The 19,162-nt window shown below is 30.7% G+C and carries 18 protein-coding genes; 13 read left to right on the top strand and 5 right to left on the bottom strand.

Annotated elements, in window-relative coordinates:
- The first annotated feature begins 25 nt into the window (after positions 1 to 25).
- The 3 genes from N3C_RS06070 (at position 26) to N3C_RS06060 (ending at position 4,577) form a co-directional block, all read left to right on the top strand.
- Positions 26 to 1,195 carry a metallophosphoesterase family protein gene (locus tag N3C_RS06070; RefSeq protein WP_074365165.1) on the top strand — a complete coding sequence of 390 codons (1,170 nt, stop codon included), beginning with the start codon at positions 26 to 28 and terminating at the stop codon, positions 1,193 to 1,195.
- A complete protein-coding gene (locus N3C_RS06065) occupies positions 1,185 to 3,806 on the top strand; it encodes an ATP-binding protein (protein WP_074365164.1) in 2,622 nt (873 codons plus the stop codon). The genes N3C_RS06070 and N3C_RS06065 overlap by 11 nt, the downstream gene beginning before the upstream one ends.
- A gap of 81 nt (positions 3,807 to 3,887) precedes the next feature.
- Positions 3,888 to 4,577 carry a Bax inhibitor-1/YccA family protein gene (locus N3C_RS06060; RefSeq protein ID WP_074365163.1) on the top strand — a complete coding sequence of 230 codons (690 nt, stop codon included), beginning with the start codon at positions 3,888 to 3,890 and terminating at the stop codon, positions 4,575 to 4,577.
- Between the two features lie 80 nt (positions 4,578 to 4,657).
- Here the strand turns inward: N3C_RS06060 and N3C_RS06055 are convergent, their stop codons facing one another.
- Together N3C_RS06055 and N3C_RS06050 are read right to left on the bottom strand one after the other, a co-directional pair.
- Positions 4,658 to 4,879: a hypothetical protein gene (locus N3C_RS06055; RefSeq protein WP_074365162.1), complete on the bottom strand. Its 222-nt coding sequence runs from the start codon at positions 4,877 to 4,879 to the stop codon at positions 4,658 to 4,660.
- A 65-nt stretch (positions 4,880 to 4,944) separates the two neighbouring features.
- Entirely contained in the window at positions 4,945 to 6,051 is a 1,107-nt protein-coding gene (locus N3C_RS06050) for a linear amide C-N hydrolase (RefSeq protein ID WP_074365161.1), read from the bottom strand.
- A gap of 235 nt (positions 6,052 to 6,286) precedes the next feature.
- On the opposite strand from N3C_RS06050, the gene N3C_RS06045 reads away from it, so the two are divergent.
- Complete coding sequence (locus tag N3C_RS06045; protein ID WP_074365160.1) at positions 6,287 to 6,862, top strand: ECF transporter S component; 576 nt, start codon at positions 6,287 to 6,289, stop codon at positions 6,860 to 6,862.
- 84 nt (positions 6,863 to 6,946) lie between these two features.
- On the opposite strand, the gene N3C_RS06040 is transcribed toward N3C_RS06045, so the two are convergent.
- Positions 6,947 to 7,939, bottom strand: coding sequence for an LCP family protein (locus N3C_RS06040; RefSeq protein ID WP_074365159.1), 993 nt, complete (start codon positions 7,937 to 7,939; stop codon positions 6,947 to 6,949).
- A gap of 340 nt (positions 7,940 to 8,279) precedes the next feature.
- Here N3C_RS06040 and N3C_RS06035 point away from each other — a divergent pair, with 340 nt between their 5' ends.
- From N3C_RS06035 to N3C_RS05995, 9 genes are all read left to right on the top strand, one after another.
- The gene (locus tag N3C_RS06035) at positions 8,280 to 8,756 is read left to right on the top strand and encodes a hypothetical protein (RefSeq protein WP_074365158.1); all 477 of its coding nucleotides are present in this window, start codon (positions 8,280 to 8,282) and stop codon (positions 8,754 to 8,756) included.
- Between the two features lie 287 nt (positions 8,757 to 9,043).
- Positions 9,044 to 10,393, top strand: a complete 1,350-nt coding sequence (locus tag N3C_RS06030) for a D-alanyl-D-alanine carboxypeptidase family protein (protein ID WP_074365157.1) — start codon at positions 9,044 to 9,046, stop codon at positions 10,391 to 10,393.
- Positions 10,394 to 10,507: 114 nt separating this feature from the next.
- On the top strand, positions 10,508 to 10,969 hold the full coding sequence (locus N3C_RS06025) for a hypothetical protein (RefSeq protein WP_074365156.1): 462 nt from the start codon (positions 10,508 to 10,510) through the stop codon (positions 10,967 to 10,969).
- Between the two features lie 18 nt (positions 10,970 to 10,987).
- Positions 10,988 to 12,397: a Trk system potassium transporter TrkA gene (trkA, locus tag N3C_RS06020; RefSeq protein ID WP_074365155.1), complete on the top strand. Its 1,410-nt coding sequence runs from the start codon at positions 10,988 to 10,990 to the stop codon at positions 12,395 to 12,397.
- Complete coding sequence (locus tag N3C_RS06015; protein ID WP_074365154.1) at positions 12,348 to 13,790, top strand: TrkH family potassium uptake protein; 1,443 nt, start codon at positions 12,348 to 12,350, stop codon at positions 13,788 to 13,790. The genes trkA and N3C_RS06015 overlap by 50 nt, the downstream gene beginning before the upstream one ends.
- 69 nt (positions 13,791 to 13,859) lie before the next feature.
- On the top strand, positions 13,860 to 14,300 hold the full coding sequence (locus tag N3C_RS06010) for a DUF3592 domain-containing protein (protein ID WP_074365153.1): 441 nt from the start codon (positions 13,860 to 13,862) through the stop codon (positions 14,298 to 14,300).
- A gap of 221 nt (positions 14,301 to 14,521) precedes the next feature.
- A complete protein-coding gene (locus N3C_RS06005) occupies positions 14,522 to 14,794 on the top strand; it encodes a hypothetical protein (protein ID WP_074365152.1) in 273 nt (90 codons plus the stop codon).
- A gap of 205 nt (positions 14,795 to 14,999) precedes the next feature.
- The gene (locus tag N3C_RS06000) at positions 15,000 to 15,392 is read left to right on the top strand and encodes a bacteriohemerythrin (RefSeq protein ID WP_074365151.1); all 393 of its coding nucleotides are present in this window, start codon (positions 15,000 to 15,002) and stop codon (positions 15,390 to 15,392) included.
- A gap of 73 nt (positions 15,393 to 15,465) precedes the next feature.
- Positions 15,466 to 16,677, top strand: a complete 1,212-nt coding sequence (locus N3C_RS05995; protein ID WP_074365150.1) for a hypothetical protein — start codon at positions 15,466 to 15,468, stop codon at positions 16,675 to 16,677.
- A gap of 126 nt (positions 16,678 to 16,803) precedes the next feature.
- Here the strand turns inward: N3C_RS05995 and hydF are convergent, their stop codons facing one another.
- A complete protein-coding gene (gene hydF, locus N3C_RS05990) occupies positions 16,804 to 17,997 on the bottom strand; it encodes a [FeFe] hydrogenase H-cluster maturation GTPase HydF (RefSeq protein WP_074365149.1) in 1,194 nt (397 codons plus the stop codon).
- Positions 17,998 to 19,044, bottom strand: coding sequence for a [FeFe] hydrogenase H-cluster radical SAM maturase HydE (hydE, locus tag N3C_RS05985; protein WP_074365148.1), 1,047 nt, complete (start codon positions 19,042 to 19,044; stop codon positions 17,998 to 18,000).
- Positions 19,045 to 19,162: the final 118 nt, after the last annotated feature.

Below are 19,162 nucleotides of genomic sequence, written 5' to 3'. Positions count from 1 at the left end.
TTAATTTTAGTTTGTGGAGGACTTTATGAGCACAGTAAAAATAATACATTGTAGTGATTTTCATTTTGATACGCCTTTCAAGGAATATGAAAAAAACATGGCGGAAAAAAGAAAGGAAGACCTAAGAGAAACCTTTGCTAACATAATAAAAATGGCCAAGGATGAAGGGGTTCAGTTTATATTAATCAGTGGAGATATCTTTGATAATTCAACTGTAACCTATGAGACAATAAAGGTTATGAAAAAGTATTTTGAACAAGTGAGTCATATACATATTTTCATTAGTGCCGGTAATCATGATCCTCTAGACAAAAATAGCTATTATAATACTGTGAGTTGGCCGGAAAATGTGCATATATTTGGCACTAATATGGAAAAGATTGCTCTGGAGGAATTAGGAGTATGTGTATATGGTAGATCCTTTGGTAGCACTTATGAGAGGGAAGGTCTATTAAAAAACTTTACTGTAGAAGATCCTTCGAAGATTAATATTATGGTTATGCACGGTGATGTGGTTCAAGGCAATGGTAGCTCTGACTATAATCCTATTATGGAATCAGACATTTATAATAGTGGTTTAGATTATTTAGCCTTAGGCCATATTCACAAATATTCAGGAATACAACGAAATGGAAAGACCTATTGGTCTTATTCAGGTTGTGTAGAGGGAAGGGGGTTTGATGAATTAGGGCCTAAAGGAATTGTTATAGGTGAAGTTGGTAAGGGCTTTGTAAAATTAGGATTTCAAGAAATTTGCAAAAGACGTTTGCATGAGTTACAGGTGGAAATTTCTGGAGTTGAAAATTATGATGATATCCTTTTGGAAATAAATAAAAAGTTAGGTTTACATGATGAAAAGAAGGACAAAGCTCAAATATTAGATGATATAAGAAGAGACATATATAAAATAGTTCTCAAGGGGCAAATTGATGAAGAGTTTATTATAAACAAATCTGTTTTAGAGGATAAATTAAAGGAATCTTTCTATTATGTTAAGATAGTGGATTTAACAGAAGCTAAAATTGATTATAAGTCCTTGGCACAAGAATACAATCTTAAGGGAGTCTTTGTAAAGAAAATCCTTGAAAAGTTAAGTTTAGCAGAAGATGAGGAAGAGAAGGAAAAGTTAAAGATGGCATTAAGAATGGGAGTTGAAGCTTTAGACTACAGGGTGGTGAGAAAATATGAAGATTAAGAATATATATATTAAAAGCTTTGGTAAATTAAAAGATTTAAATTTAGACTTTAATGATGGGCTTAATATTATATATGGGAGCAATGAATCAGGAAAAAGCACCATCCAGCATTTTATAAAGACTATGTTTTATGGCATGAATTCACAGAAAAGGGCCATTGCAGACAATGAACGAAAAAAATATATTCCTTGGTATGATAACAGAGCAGAAGGAAGGCTGACCTTCCAAGATGAAAGAGGAAGGGAGTATGTTATAGAGCGAACTTTTGGCGCTACGAAAAAAGAAGATCATACAGTAGTATATGATTTTATTACAGGGCAAGAGGCCCTGCATCTAGATAACTATCAACCAGGAAGGGACCTTTTTGGACTTGGTGAAGATGCCTTTGAAAAAACTTTGTTTATAAAGCAATTAGGTGCAAAGGTAGCTATGGATAAGGAAGATGAAATTATGAAAAAACTCTCCAATATTCAAGAGAGTGGGCAAGAAGATCTTTCTTATAACAAGGCTAAGTTAGCTTTAGAAAATTATAAGAAATCCTTAAGAGGATCAAGAAAACAAGGAAAGATTGATATTTTAGAAGATAAGATTATGAGCTTAAAGATGGAACAGCAGGAGTTAGAGCTTTTACACAGAAGCAATTTAGAGGATAGCAAACTTCTCCAGGAAAACTTGAATAAAATAAGAATTTTAGAGCAAAATTTAGAACAGGTTTTAAAAAGGAAAAGGGATATAAAAAATACTTCTATGGAGAGTGAAAAGGAAAGAATTTTTAAGGATAAATACTATGATGGAACTATTAAAGAAGCAGAAGATTTGATATATAAAGCTTCAGAAACTTTTGTTATTTATAAGGAAAGATACGAAGCTTTGAAGGTAATTGAAGAGGAAGCAAAAAAACTAAAAAGCTTGTTAGAAAGAGAGAAAGAAGAACTTAATCACTATGAAGGTTTTCAATTATTGGAAGAAAATGTAGATAAAAAGTTAAATATTTTAGCTATGGAAAAAAAGGAATTGGAGAATCTTATGCAGCAACAGTCCTTGCTGGAAGAGGAAATAAAAGCTCTTCAAAGTCGAATAGCTTATCTTAACAGTGAATTTCAAGAAGATGCTAAACTTTTAAATATTACTATTGAGGAAGAAAATACTATAATAAGACTTGAGGAAAAGCTACAGCATTTATCCTATGCTATAGAGTCGAAAAAAATAAAGGATAATAGAGAGTTAAAAAAGGATATTTTAAAGGACAAAAGGAAAAATTTTAAATTCTTAATATTAGTAGGCTCTTTAATAAGCTTGGCAATAATTTATGGAGCAGTTTCTAGAAATTTGACTGCTGATATTATTGGATTTGTAGGTATATTAATGGGTATTTACGGGTATAGCCAATATAAAAGGGCTACTAAAGAGCTGCAAATTATAGCCAAAGCGGAAGCAAATAGTGATGGGCTTTTATTAAAAGAGAAAAGGGAAGTGGAAGAAAAGCTAAAGGAATTATATAGCAAGTATCATGTTGAAAGTTATATGGATTTAAAGAATAAGCTGGACAGTTGTAGAAGTACCATTAGTACATTAGAAGGTATTAATATAAGCCTTAAGGAGAAGGAACTACAGCTAGATAAATTAAGGATTACAAAGGCTTGGGAAAGGTTAGATAAAATACAAAAATACTTTGAAAAAATATTTAAACAGTGTGATTGTAGCAACATGGAGCACTTTTACATAAGATTAAAAGAATACCGTGAACTGCAGTTTGCTATCAATAAATTACAGGAGCAATACAAGAGTAAAATTGATGAAGTAGAAAAGAAACTTATAGCCTTCACTAGTGCAGAAAAGGAGTTAAAGCATCTTTTATCTAATTTTAAAAACTTTAATGATAATATGTATAATTTAAATTATTGCCAGAACTTTATAGAAGATTTAAAAGAGGCACTGGACAATATTAAAGAAGCACAAGAAAAAGAGGATAAAAAGCTAAATGAACTTGTAGATAGTTTAGATGAGCAAATAGCTGAGCTAAATAGAAAAATTATTGAAAGTAAAGAACTAAAAAAGGATATAGAACATAAAATTGAAACTAGGTTTAAAGATAAGAGACAATTATGGATGGTAGAAGAAGAGATTGAACAGTGTAGGGAGCAAATAGCAAAATTAAAGAACTTATATGAAGCTTCAAAGATAGCATCTACAGTATTAGATGAAGCTTTCCAAGAGGTGCAAAGTAACTTTATTCCTAATCTTAATGCTGAAGTTGCTAATATTTTAAGTAGTATAACAAAGGGTAAGTATAATAAGGTAAGGGTATCTCCTGCGGATAATTACCAAATAAAAGTGCTACAAGAGGAATCTTTGAGGAGTTTAGATTTTCTTAGCGGTGGTACCTTTGATCAGGTTTATTTTTCCTTACGTTTAGCTTTAAGTAATTTGATATTTAAGAAATCAAATGTACCCATATTTTTAGATGATGCTTTCATACAATATGATGAAAGTAGATTGCATAATGCAATGGAGTTTTTACAAGAGTATTCTAAGGAACATCAAGTTATAATTTTTACTTGCAGGAAACTTCCGGTAAAAGAAACTGTTAATTTGGATTCTATATCATAATTTAAGCTAAATTTACAAATAAAATTTATGAAAAAGAGATTATATGTTATAATATTTTTATAATCAAAGAGAGGTGATTATATGGAAAATTTATATGTAAAAAGTGAGAGTAATTTTATATCCAAAACCTTGCTTATCATGGCCTTAGGTTTACTAGTAACCTTTGCTACAGCAGTAGGAACTCAACTTTTAATAACTAGCAATGAGAATTATTTAATAAAAATATTACCATTTATATTTGTGGCAATGATACTGGAAGTGGTTGTGGTATGGAATTTAAGTAGAAGAATTGATAGGCTTAGTATTTCTGCCGCTAGAACATGGTTCTTTGTTTATTCATTTCTAAATGGATTTACTTTAAGCATCGTATTTTATGCTTATGGTCTTGGTACTGTATCTGTAGCTTTCGGACTATGTGCATTAATGTTCTTTTGCTCAGCTATGATTGGTATTACTACTAAGAAAGATTTATCTACTTTAGGTAGAGTTTTAATAATGGGAGTAATAGGACTTATCTTAATCGAAATTATTGGTATTATATTACCTAGTGCCTTCCTTGGAATGAATAAGTTTATATCCTTGTTAGGTATTGCAATATTTTGTGGATTAACGGCCTATGACATGCAAAAAATTAAGCATTTTCATCAAAGTGCTTATGCCTATGATGAAAGCTATAGATCCAAGTTTGCAGTTATTGCTGCTTTAAGTTTGTATCTTGACTTCATAAATATTTTCCTTTATGTTATAAAACTACTTAAAAGTAAAGATTGATAAGAGATTAAAAAGCTTGTTCTTAGATTTTAATGCTAAGAACAAGCTTTATTTATATCACTTCTGAAAGAATATAAAACTCATTCCCATTCTTCTACATTCTCAATACCTCCCAATTGTTCCACAACCCATTGTACTGCTTCTTCAGCATCATCAAATTCCCTGTTGGTACTAGTAATATAAAGAGTTTCTACTTCTTCTAAAGCTTGTATACTTATTTCCCTCAATCCATCGGTTAAGCGTATTTCTCCATTTTGCTGCAATCCCTCAATCATTTCTTGAATAATTTCATCACCATACATCAAAAGGACCTCCTCCAAGATATTTATATGTTAATATATGACAGTAATAAACAGTTATATAACACTTATTGAATTTTTAAATTAAATTTATATACATTATCATAGTTACCATTATACGCAAGATAAACATTACCGGTTCCTTGATTATATATTATAGAATATACGGTAGAATCCTCTTTCACTGATTTTAGAATTTTCATAGCATCTACTTCATCTATATTACCATTGGTAGAGCTAAGTAGAGTATAAGCGGTATTATATCTTTCTTTACCTTTACCAGACCTTTCTTTCTTAGATAAATAAAAATTTGTTACTACTTGAAAATTTTCATCTGAACGTATAACTTTCATTTTTCCATCTACATACTCAACTACAGCAGAATTTCCCCAGCAGTCGGCAATAAAGAAGTGAACAGAACCATCAAAGCAATTATAGTTTTTCATTAATGCTAAGGCTTCCTCTACTGTAGCTGCCTTATCTAGCAGTAATCTTAGAACTTGCCAACGACCTAATACCGGTTTAGAAATATCATAAATTATTTTTTCATTTGGAACATTCAAAGTAGCCACTACTAAGCCCTTTTCATTCATTCCATCTCTAGGCATGTAGGGAGCCCGTAGAAGAGGAGTTCTTTCATCATATTGCTTTAAAGAAGTAAGTAATTTTCCATTATCATTGGTTAAGCCTAAAGTGGTCATTTCAACTATAGAAATTGAAGAGTAGCCCTTAGAAGGATTAGTATAGAGGGCTAATATTGGATGCTTACCCTTTAAGTCTAAATTTCTAGCAAAGAGCATACTGCCTTTATTATCGAAGGTTGAAAAAGCGCTACATTCTTCATCTTCATAATAAGATTCATTATCTTCTATTTTAGGAGCATATACGGTGGTGCTGTTATTGTTGATAAGAGGAATTGCAGTAGCTTTATCTATAAAATCGTATAATTGATTAATATTTTCTGATCCTCTTTTTAAGTAATTATCTAATTTATAGTCCAGTTTATATGTCATAAAATATACACCTTGATTGCTTAATACTTTAAGTGAACTTAAGGTTCTAAATCTATTAATTTTTATTTTAATTAGAGGAGCGCTATACAAAAGCATAACTAATAATACTAAAGTTAAAATAGTTTCTCGCTTTTTTAGTCTAAAACTTTTATTCTTCCCCATATGGACCTCCCAAAAGTTTTATGCTATAGATTAACTTATTTAAAGATGTATTTTAAAATATATTTAATTTTCTAAATTCTTATTACTATAAAATTTTTATTGCAAAATTCTATCTACGTGATAAAATAAATTTTGTCGGTATTCCTGGATTAATTGCGGGAAACTGAACTGTTAAAAAATTATCAATTAAATACGACTTATATCCCTTAGGGGAATAAGAGCGAGGAGGAATGAAATGTTAAATCAAAATGTATCAAGAAGACTTAGTACAAACGAGATGGTGAAAGTTGGATTGCTATCGGCAATTACCATAGTAATGGGACTTTCAGGCTTGGGCTTTATCCCAATACAACCTTTTAAACTCACCATTATGCATCTACCTGTAATTATAGGTTCCATATTGCTAGGACCTGTAGCTGGAGGGCTAGTAGGATTAATTTTTGGACTATTTAGTATATATCAGAATATTGTCAATCCTACTATAGTATCTTTTGCATTTTATAATCCTTTAGTATCTGTTTTGCCAAGGATTTTGATAGGAATTGTTCCATTTTATGTGTACAAGTTTCTTTCAAAGTTTAATAAAACCGTTGGAGTTGCCTTAGGAGCTGCTTTAGGTTCTCTAACTAATACTGTTGGAGTGCTAGGTATGATTTACATAATTTACTTAGAGAAATATATTTCAGCTAAAGGCGTTACCGGTAAGGCTTTCCTTACAGCAGGAGCTCTTAACGGCTTATTAGAAGCCATATTAGCTACACTAATTGCTACTCCTATCGTATTTTCAATAAATAAGTTTAATAAAAGGTAGAATAAATGTAAGTTTGGAGATCCATTAGGGTCTCCTTATTTTATAGTTATAGTAAATTATAAAATTTTAGAGCCAAACAAGGCTCTAAAAAAGAGGGGCTTTTGGAGTAGGCAAAACATCATTATATATGTAATTTGTAATTTGATCTGCTGTAGTTTCTATATCAGGCTCCATAGTTAAATACCAAATACCGGATATAGTAGTACCTTTGCAGTACCCATCTATAGGAAATCTCATTTCTTCTAGCGGTGGAGGAGAAAGTAGCAAAGAAGAAGCAAGGGCAAGAATATCGTTAGTTGATATATTGGTACTTACATAAGGGGTAAGTTCCCAGACTAGACTTGGAAAACTAGTAATGTCTATTTCTTTGATATTATTAAAAAGAGCTGTTAATACTTTTCTTTGCCTAGAAGTTCTATCAAATTCTCCAGCACCTAAATTTCTTATGCGGCTATAGGCAACCGCTTGTATTCCGTTTAAATGCTGAACGCCGCTTGTTTTGATATAAGTAGGATTAACATTTTGCAATTGGGCAAGTTCCTTTGTCCATTTGTTAATTTCTTTGATTTCATTATTTTTTATCTCAATATCCACTCCTCCTAGAGCATCAATAATTTTTGATAGTCCTTTGAAATCTACCGTCATGTATTCCTTTATATCCAAGTTAAAATTTTGGTTTAAGGTTTTTACAGCCAATAAGGGTCCACCATAGGTATAAGCTTCCGTGATTTTTGATTGTCCATGTCCCTCAATAAATACATAAGAATCTCTTAATATAGAGGAGATTTTTATTTTGTTATGAAGTTTATCTATGGTAAGAATGATTATAGTATCGGAATGAGGTGGGTCGTACTTTTCTCTTCCTGTGTCAATACCGAAAAGAGCTATGTTGCGAATATCTAAAGGTGATTCTTTTACTTCCACATAATTAATGCCTAGTTCCTCTTTGCTTTGGGGTATTTCTACCTTTTCAATTTTTTTCAATCCTAGATAAATATATAGGAAATATCCACAAACTAAAATAAATATCATCAAAAATAGTGTGAAAAAAATTTTTTTAGAGAGTGAAGCCTTCATTATGTTATTCCTCCCCAATGTCCATGTTTATATAATAGTATTAACCATAAATCTATGCTTTTATGTGTAAATAGCCAATGGGGAAAGCTTTATATATTTAGCAACTATTTTAAGTGCAGTGAAATACATTTATAGAAATTATGCTAGTGAATAAATATTAAAGAATATATACTTATCTACTTTTTTCTGCTTTTGATTCATTGTAATAAGCAGGATTTTGTATATAATTATATATTGTAGTAAAATAAAATCGAATTATGATATATCCTGGTTTTCGTTAACACAAAATAAACATCTTCATATTATATTAATATGTGTCATCATGGCCAGGAGGTTTATTATGATAATTATTAATAATTTGCTTAAAGAAATTACTGAATGCTCTGAGATGGCAATGGAAGCACTAAAGGATATACTTAAGTTACCACAATTTAAATATAATAAAGATATAATTAAATACTTATGTCTTATAGATGATATGTGCCAAGAGATTCCTTTAATTCTCAAGGTTCATTACTTAGAATGTGCAGAAGAAGAGATAAAGTTTAGAATTAATTCAGTATACAGATATGCTTCAGGCCTTATTGATATATTTTATAATCTTTCTAGAGCATTAGCTAAAGCAAATTGTAATATTTTACCTAATAAACTTAAGAGTGCTATGACAACTATACAAGAAAAATTCTGTTTGCTGGCTTGGGAAATTGTTAAAATTTATGGTGTCAAAGAAGCTATGTCAATTGTAACACCAGGGTACCAGGTTATGTCTGGCATATGGATGGAATATAGAAGGATAATGCTTGCATTAGAGGCATAAAGCCTTATTCTGTAGGAAATAATTATACAAACGGCTACGGATGGAAATAAGTAATGACTGTTTTTAACTGTTGCAAATATTTACATTTTACAAAAGTTCATAGTTAATTTAATATAGTATTTGTACAAATTTTTATATCTACAATTAATCTTTATAATATTAGTTTTATATAGGATACCATTAGTGAGATTTAACTTATACATGTCTGAAAATAGTGAATCTTCATTAACTTTTAGGCATGTATAAGTTTATAGTTGAGGTTGGAATCACATACTTAGGAGGAGCTTATGAAGAGATTAAGTTTTTTATTAATAATTCTTATGTTATTTATGTTTCCTATAAAAAGAGTTCAAGCTGTTTCAAATAATACACTTAATATTAATAGTGAGTGTTCTTATATATTAATTGATGCGAAAACTGGACTAGTTTTAGCTGAAAATAATGCGGATGCTCTAATACGTCCCGCTAGTACCACTAAATTACTAACTGCTATAATTGCTCTAGAAGAAGGGAATTTAAATAAGGAAGTTACAGTTTCTCAAGAAGCTGTATTTGATATTGGAGACGGTGGAATGAATATAGGCATAATGGCTGGTGAAACTAATCTTACCTTAGAGCATATGCTTAATGTTATGATGGTGAAATCAGCAAATGAAACCGCTAATATCATAGCTGAAAATGTTTATCCTACTAGAAAAGCTTTTATAGAAAGAATGAATCAGCGTGCAAAGGAGTTAGGAGCTACACATACTACCTTTTATAATGTTTGTGGTATGGATGATACAGAAGAATATAAAAAGCATCTAACTACCGCCAGGGATATGGTACTAATGGCAAAGCATGCTATGACAATTCCTAAATTTAGGGAAATTGTAAAACAAGAATATTATAATGAATTACCAGCAACTAACAAGCATACGGAATGGCCGCCTTTAAGAACAAGCAATAAGCTTTTGTGGGACAATAATGAATATAAATATTCTAAGGATTCTAAAGAATATACATATACTGTTACTGGTATAAAGACAGGCTATACTAGTGGAGCAGGTAATAATCTTATTTCATCCGCTGTAAATGAAGAGGGAATGGAATTAATAGCAGCGGTTATGAATGTAAAAGATGGTAATAATGCTGTATTTCAATACACTAAAGCCTTGTATGAATATGGTTTTGGCAATTACACCATGGAAAGTGTAGTAAAGAAAAATGATGTTATTGAAACAGTTTCTGTAGCAAAGTCCAAAGATGGGGATAAACTTCCACTTGTAGCAGAAGAGGATCTAAAGGCTGTTTTACCGATAGGAGAAAATAACTTGAAGATAGAAAAGGTAAAAAATATAAATACAAATATAACTGCTCCTATAAAACAGGGTCAAGTACTTGGTACTGTAGAATACATAAAAAATGGAGTTTCTATTGGAAAGGTTAACCTTATAGCAGCTAAAAGTATGGAAGCTAGGATTAATTTAGTTTTTTCAACAGAGTCTAAAGTTTTTTTAGGAAAGGGATTATTTAGTTGGATTATTATAATATTGCTTTTAATTTATCTTTTCCTACTTATTAGAAAGAGTATTAGACGTTCAATAAGAAGAAAGAAAAGAAGAAAATATATGGAAAGTAGGTATAAATTTAAGTAAATCAGGAATTGCTCTTGCAATTCCTGTTTTCTGTTTTTTTATAGCCATTGAATGATGAGAGGTGAGTGATGTAGAATTAAGGTCATGATTCTATGATTAAAAGGGGGGATTTATATGGAAAGAGCTATTTTTTATATAGATCATGTTGAGGAATTAAAGGAATATATAGAAAAGTTACTAAGAAAAGAAGCTGTGTCTGAAGTCCTTATATCAGGAACCTTTGATAACGAAGTGTATCAAGAAATTATTGAAAGGACTTTGATTACAGATAATATAAAGAAGTCAAAAATTATAATACCAATGGTAGGAAGAAATGGTATAGTGTCAAGAAACTATATTAACAAGATCTGTAGTGCAGGCGGTCATATGAAGATTAATAGTAAATATAGAAGCAATATAGTGGTAATAGGAAATTATGCTCTAATTCTTTCCTTTTCATCTAAGCATTATCACAATGGCACTATTAAAGTAAATTTTGAATATTGCGTAGTTACTAATGATGAGGAAGTAGTTAAAAAGATTACTAATAAATTCAATGACATATGGAATTATAGTTTGCCTCTAGTAGAAAACTAGAGAAGGAGGATAATATTAATGAAAATCATTATCGTTGGAGCCGGTAAGGTTGGATATACATTAGCAGAAAATTTAGCTATGGATCAAAATTATGATATAACTGTTATTGATAAGGATGCTGATGCTTTAGCAAAGGCCGATGAAAACTTAGATGTTTTGTGTATAAAAGGTAATGGGGTCAGCACTAACATTCTTATGGAAGCTGGAGTGATAGATACTGATCTAATAATTGCAGTTACTGGTAGTGATGAAGTAAATATGCTTTGTTGCTTAACAGCCAAAAAGTTAGGAGCAAAAAAAGCGGTAGCAAGAGTTAGAAATCCTGAATATTCACAGGAGCTATCTATAATAAAAGATCAGATAGGTTTGGATTTTGTAATAAATCCTGAGTTTGCTGCAGCAGAAGAAATTGCTCGTTCTATGGGATTTACTTCTGCCATTAATGTAGAGAACTTTGCTAAAGGCAGAGTAAGAATGGTAGATTTTATAGTAAGAGAAGGCATGGGCTTAATTGGTAAAACTATAGCAGATATAGACAAGGAATCAAAGTCAACGGTTCTTATAGGAATAATAGTAAGAAATAATAAAGTGCTTGTACCAAATGGATCCACAGTAATTGAGGAAAATGATCATATATATGTTATTGGTAATCCTTCTAGTGTATACAGCTTTTGCAAGTACCATGGAAAAAATCCAGACAAAATTAAGAATGTTATTATTGTAGGTGGAGGAAGAATAACCTATTATTTGTACAAACTTCTAGTTGGAATGGGTATAAATACTAAAATAATAGAAATTAATAGTAGTAGATGCCTTGAACTGGCAGATGAATTACCTAATGCTCTTATAATTAATGATGATGGTACCGATGAAGCGGTATTAAGATCAGAGAATATTGATACAATAGATGGATTTATTGCGGTTACAGGTATTGATGAAGAAAATATTATGGCCTCCTTAATTGCTAAAAATTTAGGAGTAAAAAAGGTTATAACTAAGGTTAGTAGAACCAATTATGATAATATAGTTACTCATTTAGGTTTAGATACGGTAATTAGTCCAAAGCAAATAACAACAAATCTTATTTTAAAATTTGTAAGGGGAAAATCTGTAGAGTCTTTACATAGAATTGTTGACGGACAAGCTGAGGTTATAGAATTTGCAGTAGATAAATCCAGTGGACTTATTGATAAACCTCTTAAAAATATAAAGATAGTGTCTGATACAATTATTGCTACTATAGTAAGAAGAAAAGAAGTTGTAGTACCTCATGGTAAAGATCTTATTAAGGCAGGTGATAGGATAATCGTTATAACTAAAAAGCAGAATATATCCACACCTAAAGAGTTGATATCTAAAGCAAATGGAGGATTACAAAATGAATTACTTAATGGTATTAAAAGAATTGGGGATATTATTAATATGTGAAGCATTGGCAATGATTCCTTCTTTAGGGGTAGCAATTTGGTATAAAGGTAGTGATGTAACTGCCTTTTTATATACTATTGGAATATTGCTAATTATTGGTTTATGTAGCCTCTTTATTAAACCCAAAAATAAAACTATATATGCAAGAGATGGTTTTGCCATAGCAGCAATTGGATGGATTTTAGCATCTTTTTTTGGATCACTGCCTTTTTATTTCAGTGGAGCAATTCCGTCTTTAGTTGACTGTTTTTTTGAAACTGTATCAGGTTTAACAACTACAGGTTCTAGTATTTTAACAAATGTAGAAGCTCTTCCATTAGGATTAACCTTTTGGAGAAGCTTTACCCACTGGATAGGCGGAATGGGAATATTAGTTCTGACCATGGCTATATTACCTAATATAGGAGCAGGAAATATGCAGATAATGAAGGCAGAAAGTCCTGGTCCTAATCCAGGGAAATTAGTACCTAGGTTGAAGAAAACTGCTATAATACTATATGAAATATATATTGTAATAACCATTATTGAAATAATTTTACTTAAAATTAGTGGCTTACCTTTATATGATTGCTGTATTTATACCTTTGGATCAGTAGGTACAGGTGGATTTTCTAACAAAAGTATGAGTGTTGGCTATTATAATAATTTAGCTGCAGAAATTATCATAACCATATTCTGTTTTTCTTGTGGTATTAATTTTTCCTTGTATTACTTAGCTATTAAAGGAAATATAAAAGATTTCCTTAAGGATGAAGAATTTAGATTATATGCTGTTATTGTTTTAGTGGCTACAATCTTAATTACTTTTAATCTAAATGTTAATATTTTTCATAGTTTTGGGAAATCTTTAAGACAAGCTGCTTTTCAGGTTGTTACAATAATTACTACTACTGGTTATGCTAGTACAGACTTTAATCAGTGGCCAACTTTTAGTAAGACTATATTGTTAATATTAATGTTTATTGGTGGATGTGCTGGCTCCACAGCTGGATCTGTTAAAAATATAAGAATACTACTATTATTTAAGTCTGTTAAAAGAGAAGTCCATAAAATAATTCATCCAAAGTCAGTGTCCACTGTAAAATATGGTGGAAAAACAGTAAATGAGGGCACTTTATCGGCAATTTCAAGCTTTTTTGTAATATATATATTTATTTATTTTGTTGCATTGATATTAGTATCTTTGGATGGAAAGGATATGATAACTAATATTTCTGCAGTAGCAACTACTTTAGGCAATGTTGGTCCAGGCTTAGGAGAAGTAGGACCTATGGGTAACTTCTCATCCTTTTCAGACTTTAGCAAATTGGTAATGTCTTTTTGTATGCTTGCAGGTCGATTAGAGATATATCCTTTACTTCTTCTATTTAGTAGGCAGTTTTGGAAGAAATAGTTCCTTCTTCGTCTTAATTTGCATAAGCTAGTATAAATGGCAACTAATTAAAAGTTGGTGAGAAGGAGAATGAAAATAATAGATCCAATTAAGGCCTTTGTAATCTTTGTTTCCTCTTTCCTTATAATATATGGTTTATTTAAGTTTGCTCAAGTAATATCTTTCATAAGGAACAGTGAGGTTACTGCAGGGGAAATAATAGGTTATGACATTATCTTAGAACGACATGATGGCTGGCGGAATTATAAATATCCTAAAGTTAGCTTTACTGTTAAGGAAACAGGAGAAAAAGTAGTTGGCACAAGTATTTATCCGGATAAAAAGGAAAAAAGCAAGCTAGGTGAAAAGGTAACTTTTCGCTATAATAAGAGCAATCCTAGGGAAGTATTAATAGATTCTATAGAGAATATTTGGTATGTTCCTATAACTTCTGTAGCCGGTGGTTTTTTTATATTTTTTGTTTATCTTTTGAGCCGTCTATTTAGGTATAAAAATTATATGATTCAATAAAAATATGTAATTCAAAGTAAAGGCACTAGGAAGGTATTTTTCTGGTGCCTTTAGTTAATATATAATAAGATCTTATGGTATAATATATATTAATTATAATACCTATAAGTGGATTCTCTATTTCGTAGATAATTGAGGTGGTATGGGTCAGGAAGATGGAGAAGTTTTTTTGATGGAAGTAAATTAATTGTAGAAATAATTTAAATTATAGGGGGATTAGCATGAAGGTTATAGCTAGCAGAGAAGCTATAGAATATTTAAAAGATTATTTAAAAGACAAAGAGAAGAATGCTGTAAGATTTCAATTATGTGAGGTTTGTTGTGGTACAGCAGAAATGGAAATGGTTTATGATAGGCAAAAAGATGATGATGAATGCTATGAGTTAGAAGGCATTAAATTTGTTGCAAGCAAAGATTTTTCCTTTTTAGTTGGTAATGTATACATAGAAAAAACAGAACATGGAGTAGATATAAAGAAAAATTATAATTATTAAAATCAAATAAGTTAATTGATAATAAATAACATTTTATCCTGAAGGATGAAATGTTTTTTTGTGTACTAATATATGATTATAAGAAAAATTAAAAATATACATATAATTATTTTGTAATAAAATATTTCCACGTAATACTTTAAAATACTATAGTACTTGTATTATAATAAACAATAGTAAATGAATGATATTAAGGAGGATGGATATGTTGAAGTGGAAAGATGAATATTGTATAGGAATAGAAAAGATAGATGAACAGCACAAGCATCTTTTTGAAATTGGTAATAGGGCTTATGATTTATTATATGATGATTTTAAATTGGACAAGTACGACAATATAATTGAAATTATTGAAGAGTTAAGACAGTATACTTTATATCATTTTCATTACGAAGAAGAATACATGAAATCTGTATCTTATAATGGTTTTTTAAGCCAAAAAGCACAACATGATTACTTTATAAAAAAGATTAATGAAGTTGATTTAAAGGAAATCGATGAAAATCAAGATGGTTACTTAAAGGATTTGTTGGCTTTTATATTTGAATGGATATTGAAGCATATTCTTGAAGAAGATAAGAAAATAAATAATAAATAATATTTAATATATAATTAGCTGGAAAATAGATAAATAAATTTTCCACACTATAAAACTAAAGGAGATAAATTTTGTGAAGAAAAAACACATAATAATAGTTACTTTAATATTAGGTATTTTTATGACTATTTTTTTAGGCTGTACTAAGAACAGTGAAGAAGTAAATAAAAAAGTTAATAATAGCAAGGGAGCAAACACTTTTAATAAAGCAGGAGTTCTCATAGGTTTATCTACAGCTACTACTAAAGATGACAATGAGGAAGGTATTGGAGGAAAAGCTGCCCATACTTATACCTCCTATTGGATATATTCCGAGGATGGTAAGATTGCAACTAAGAAAAAGAAAGATGCCTTAGTAACACCAGTAGGAGATAATTTTTACGAATTATATAACGATAGCATTGAACTTAAGGAAAAAAATGAGAATATTGATAGTGAAGATTTTTATCTTAAATATAGTTATTATTACAACTTTAAAGCAATTAATAGTAATATATTAGGCCAGGAAAGAAAGGGAATATTTACAGAGAAGTCCTTTCAAGAGGAGTATCTCGAGGATAATGGCCTAAATCCCTTTAATTTTCATGTGGAATGGCCCATATATGTTGGAAACAAATATGTGTCTATCATGACTGATGATTATATTACCGGTGGTGGAACCTTTAGGAGCGGTTTTAATGCCATGCAATTTTATAATATCGAAAGCCTTGGAGATAGTAGTAAAAGACAAGAAAAAACTAAGCTATTTGATATGCTTAGTAAAGCTCAGCAGAATGAATTAATTAAGATTGCAGAAGACTTTAAATCCAAAAACTCTAATAACAATGATGAAGAGTTTGATTTTATAAAGAAAAAAAGAGTAATGGATTTAGATAATTTAGTTTTAAAAAGAAAACGAGGTAGATGGACAATTTCAATACCAGTTTTTAATGAATTTACCCATGAGGGTAATGGAAGTTGGTTTTATACTGTAGAGGATTATGTGGATTATGAGGGTGATGTTCCAGAAGCTTTAGTATCTCATGATAGTTTATGCCTAAAGTGGGAAGAAATTTTAGAAGCGATTCCAGAGGCTGTTGATGCTGTATCTTCTCCAAATGAGGATCTATTAATAGTGCTAACAAATAATAAATTAATGGTATTCAATAATCCTGCAGAAGGCTTGGAAAATGCTGCTGTGACTATAGATATTGATGGCAATCAGCAAATAGTGGTAAATCAATGGGCGGTAGGCGACTATGCTACTAAGTGGTCAGAGCTTTTTACCGATTATTTTAAGGATTAAGTAGAATATTAAAGTATTTTTCTATGGAAATGAGAGATAAAACAAAGGCTGTAGTATTAGCAGTTAATACTACGGCCTTTGTATATTAAAATTAAGAAAGCCAGTCCTTATAAGCTAAAAGCATAGTTAATTGCTCTCTATAAATTCAATAGATCTGTCCAATATTCCTGTTAAATAAGCTAGTATAATTCCATAGTTAGTAATGGCTACACCTTTTTCCTTACATAGTGCTATTCTTGTCAGCATAGTTTTTCTGTTTAACATGCAGGAGCCACAGTGTATAACAAGGTCGTAGTCTTCTAAATTTGCCGGGAAATCATGACCCATTTTAAATTCATAATTTAGTTTTTTTTCAACATGTTGGTTTAAAAGTCTTGGTATTTTAATTCTGCCAATATCTTCATGAGAATGATTGTGTGTGCAGCTTTCACTTATTAAAATTTTTGAGTTTTCATCTAGATCTTTTATTTTTTTAACACCTTCAATAAAGGTATTTAAATCACCTTTACATCTAGCCTGCAGTATAGAAAAACTTGTGAGTTTAATATTAGGTGGTACTATCTCACTTACCTTTTTAAAAGCTTGAGAATCTGTTACTACTATATCTATGTCAGATAGATCCTTCAAAGCTTCCTCCAGCTCTGTATCCCTAACAACGTAGCTTTTTATGCCATGATCTAAGCAGTCGCGGATCAATTGTACTTGAGGTAGAATCAATCTTCCTTTTGGAGCTTCTGAATCTATAGGAACAACCATTACTACCTTACCGTTATAAGGAATAAGATCTCCAATCAAAGGGGGATCCTCTTCTTCTTTTTGTAGCCTTTTTATAAGCTCATCCTTTAAATCAAGTATATTCTCTTCTTTTAAAGCGGAAACAAAAACCGCATCTTTGTGTTCTTCCTTAGCAGATTCTAATTCTTCCTCTGTGGCAGTATCTATTTTATTAATAACTGTCATAAAAGGAATGTTATATTTTTTAAATAGTTTTAGGGTATCCTTATAAACAGACAGATCTTTATCTTTTACATCTAAAACATAGAGAGCAAAATCAGTATTTTGAAGCACTTTTAAGGTTCTTTCTACTCTTAAATTACCAATTTCACTATTATCCCCTAAACCAGCAGTATCAATAAAAAGTACTGGACCATAAGGTATAAGTTCCATAGCCTTTTTTACTGGGTCAGTGGTGGTTCCTTCTAAATCTGAAACTATTGAAATTTCTTGACCTATTATGGCATTTAAAAGAGAGGACTTGCCAGAGTTTGTCTTACCATAAATAGCTATATGTTTCCTGTTAGCATTAGGTGTATTATTCATTTATATTCGCCTCCAATTTATATTATCTCCACGACTCATGTCTACGGAAAAGCCTGCTCTAATTATTCTGTTTTCTATGCATCTTCTACATTCTGCTGCTTCGTCTCCAATACATATTTTCCCATCATATAGAGAATATTTAGCTCTAACATTGGTAGGAGATAAGTTAGGCATAACTACATTAGCACCAGCTTTTATCCCTTTTTCTCTACCTAAGGGGTGAATACTACCGAGAGCAGTAGTAGCAGGTAGGAGTACAGAAGGAAGTAACAATCGGATTATGGACAGCAATGTTACTGTAGTTTCTAAAGTACCACCTTTTTCCTTAGCTAAAATTGTGTCTTTATGAGGAATAAAAGGGCCGATACCCACCATATGGGGCTGAAATTCCTTTAAAAAGATTAAGTCTTCCACTACGTCTTCATTGTTTTGATTAGGTAGTCCAATCATAAAACCTGCACCAACTTGATAACCAATTTCCTTTAAATTTTTTAAACACTGTATTCTGTTTTCAAAGGACATGTTAGGATGAAGACTATCATATAACTTTTTAGATGCAGTTTCATGCCTTAAAAGATATCTATCCGCTCCGGCGTCATAAAATTTTTTATAGGATTCATAGGACTTTTCACCTATAGATAAGGTTATGGCGCATTCTGGAAATTTATCTTTTATGTTATGTAAAATTTCAATTATTTTATCATCGGTAAAGTATGGGTCTTCACCACCTTGCAATACAAAGGTTCTATAACCAAGTTTATAGCCTATAGAACAGCAATTCAGTATATCCTCCAAAGATAAACGATATCGTTGAGCATTCTTATTAGATGCTTGTATACCACAATAAAGACAGTTATTTTTGCAGTAGTTTGTAAATTCTATAAGACCACGCATATATACTTTATCACCATAGTGAGCCATTCGAGTTTCATGAGCTTTCAGAGTAAGGTACTCCTTGCTTTCATCATCAAGATTATTTAATAAGTATAGTAATTCTTCTTTTGTTAGATTATTTTGTTTATATAATTTGTCAATAAGTTCCTTCATGCGTTACACCCCTATCTTGAATATGTGAATATTTTATCAACCATGGGTAAGAGTGTCAATAACACTAAAAGGTTATTAAGACTTACTTTTAAATAATAAGGACTATTTTTTTAGTTAA

The organism is Clostridium sp. N3C (assembly GCF_900095445.1).
Taxonomy (GTDB): Bacteria; Bacillota; Clostridia; order Clostridiales; family Clostridiaceae; genus Clostridium_AU.
This window is presented reverse-complemented; position numbering and strand designations above follow the sequence as displayed.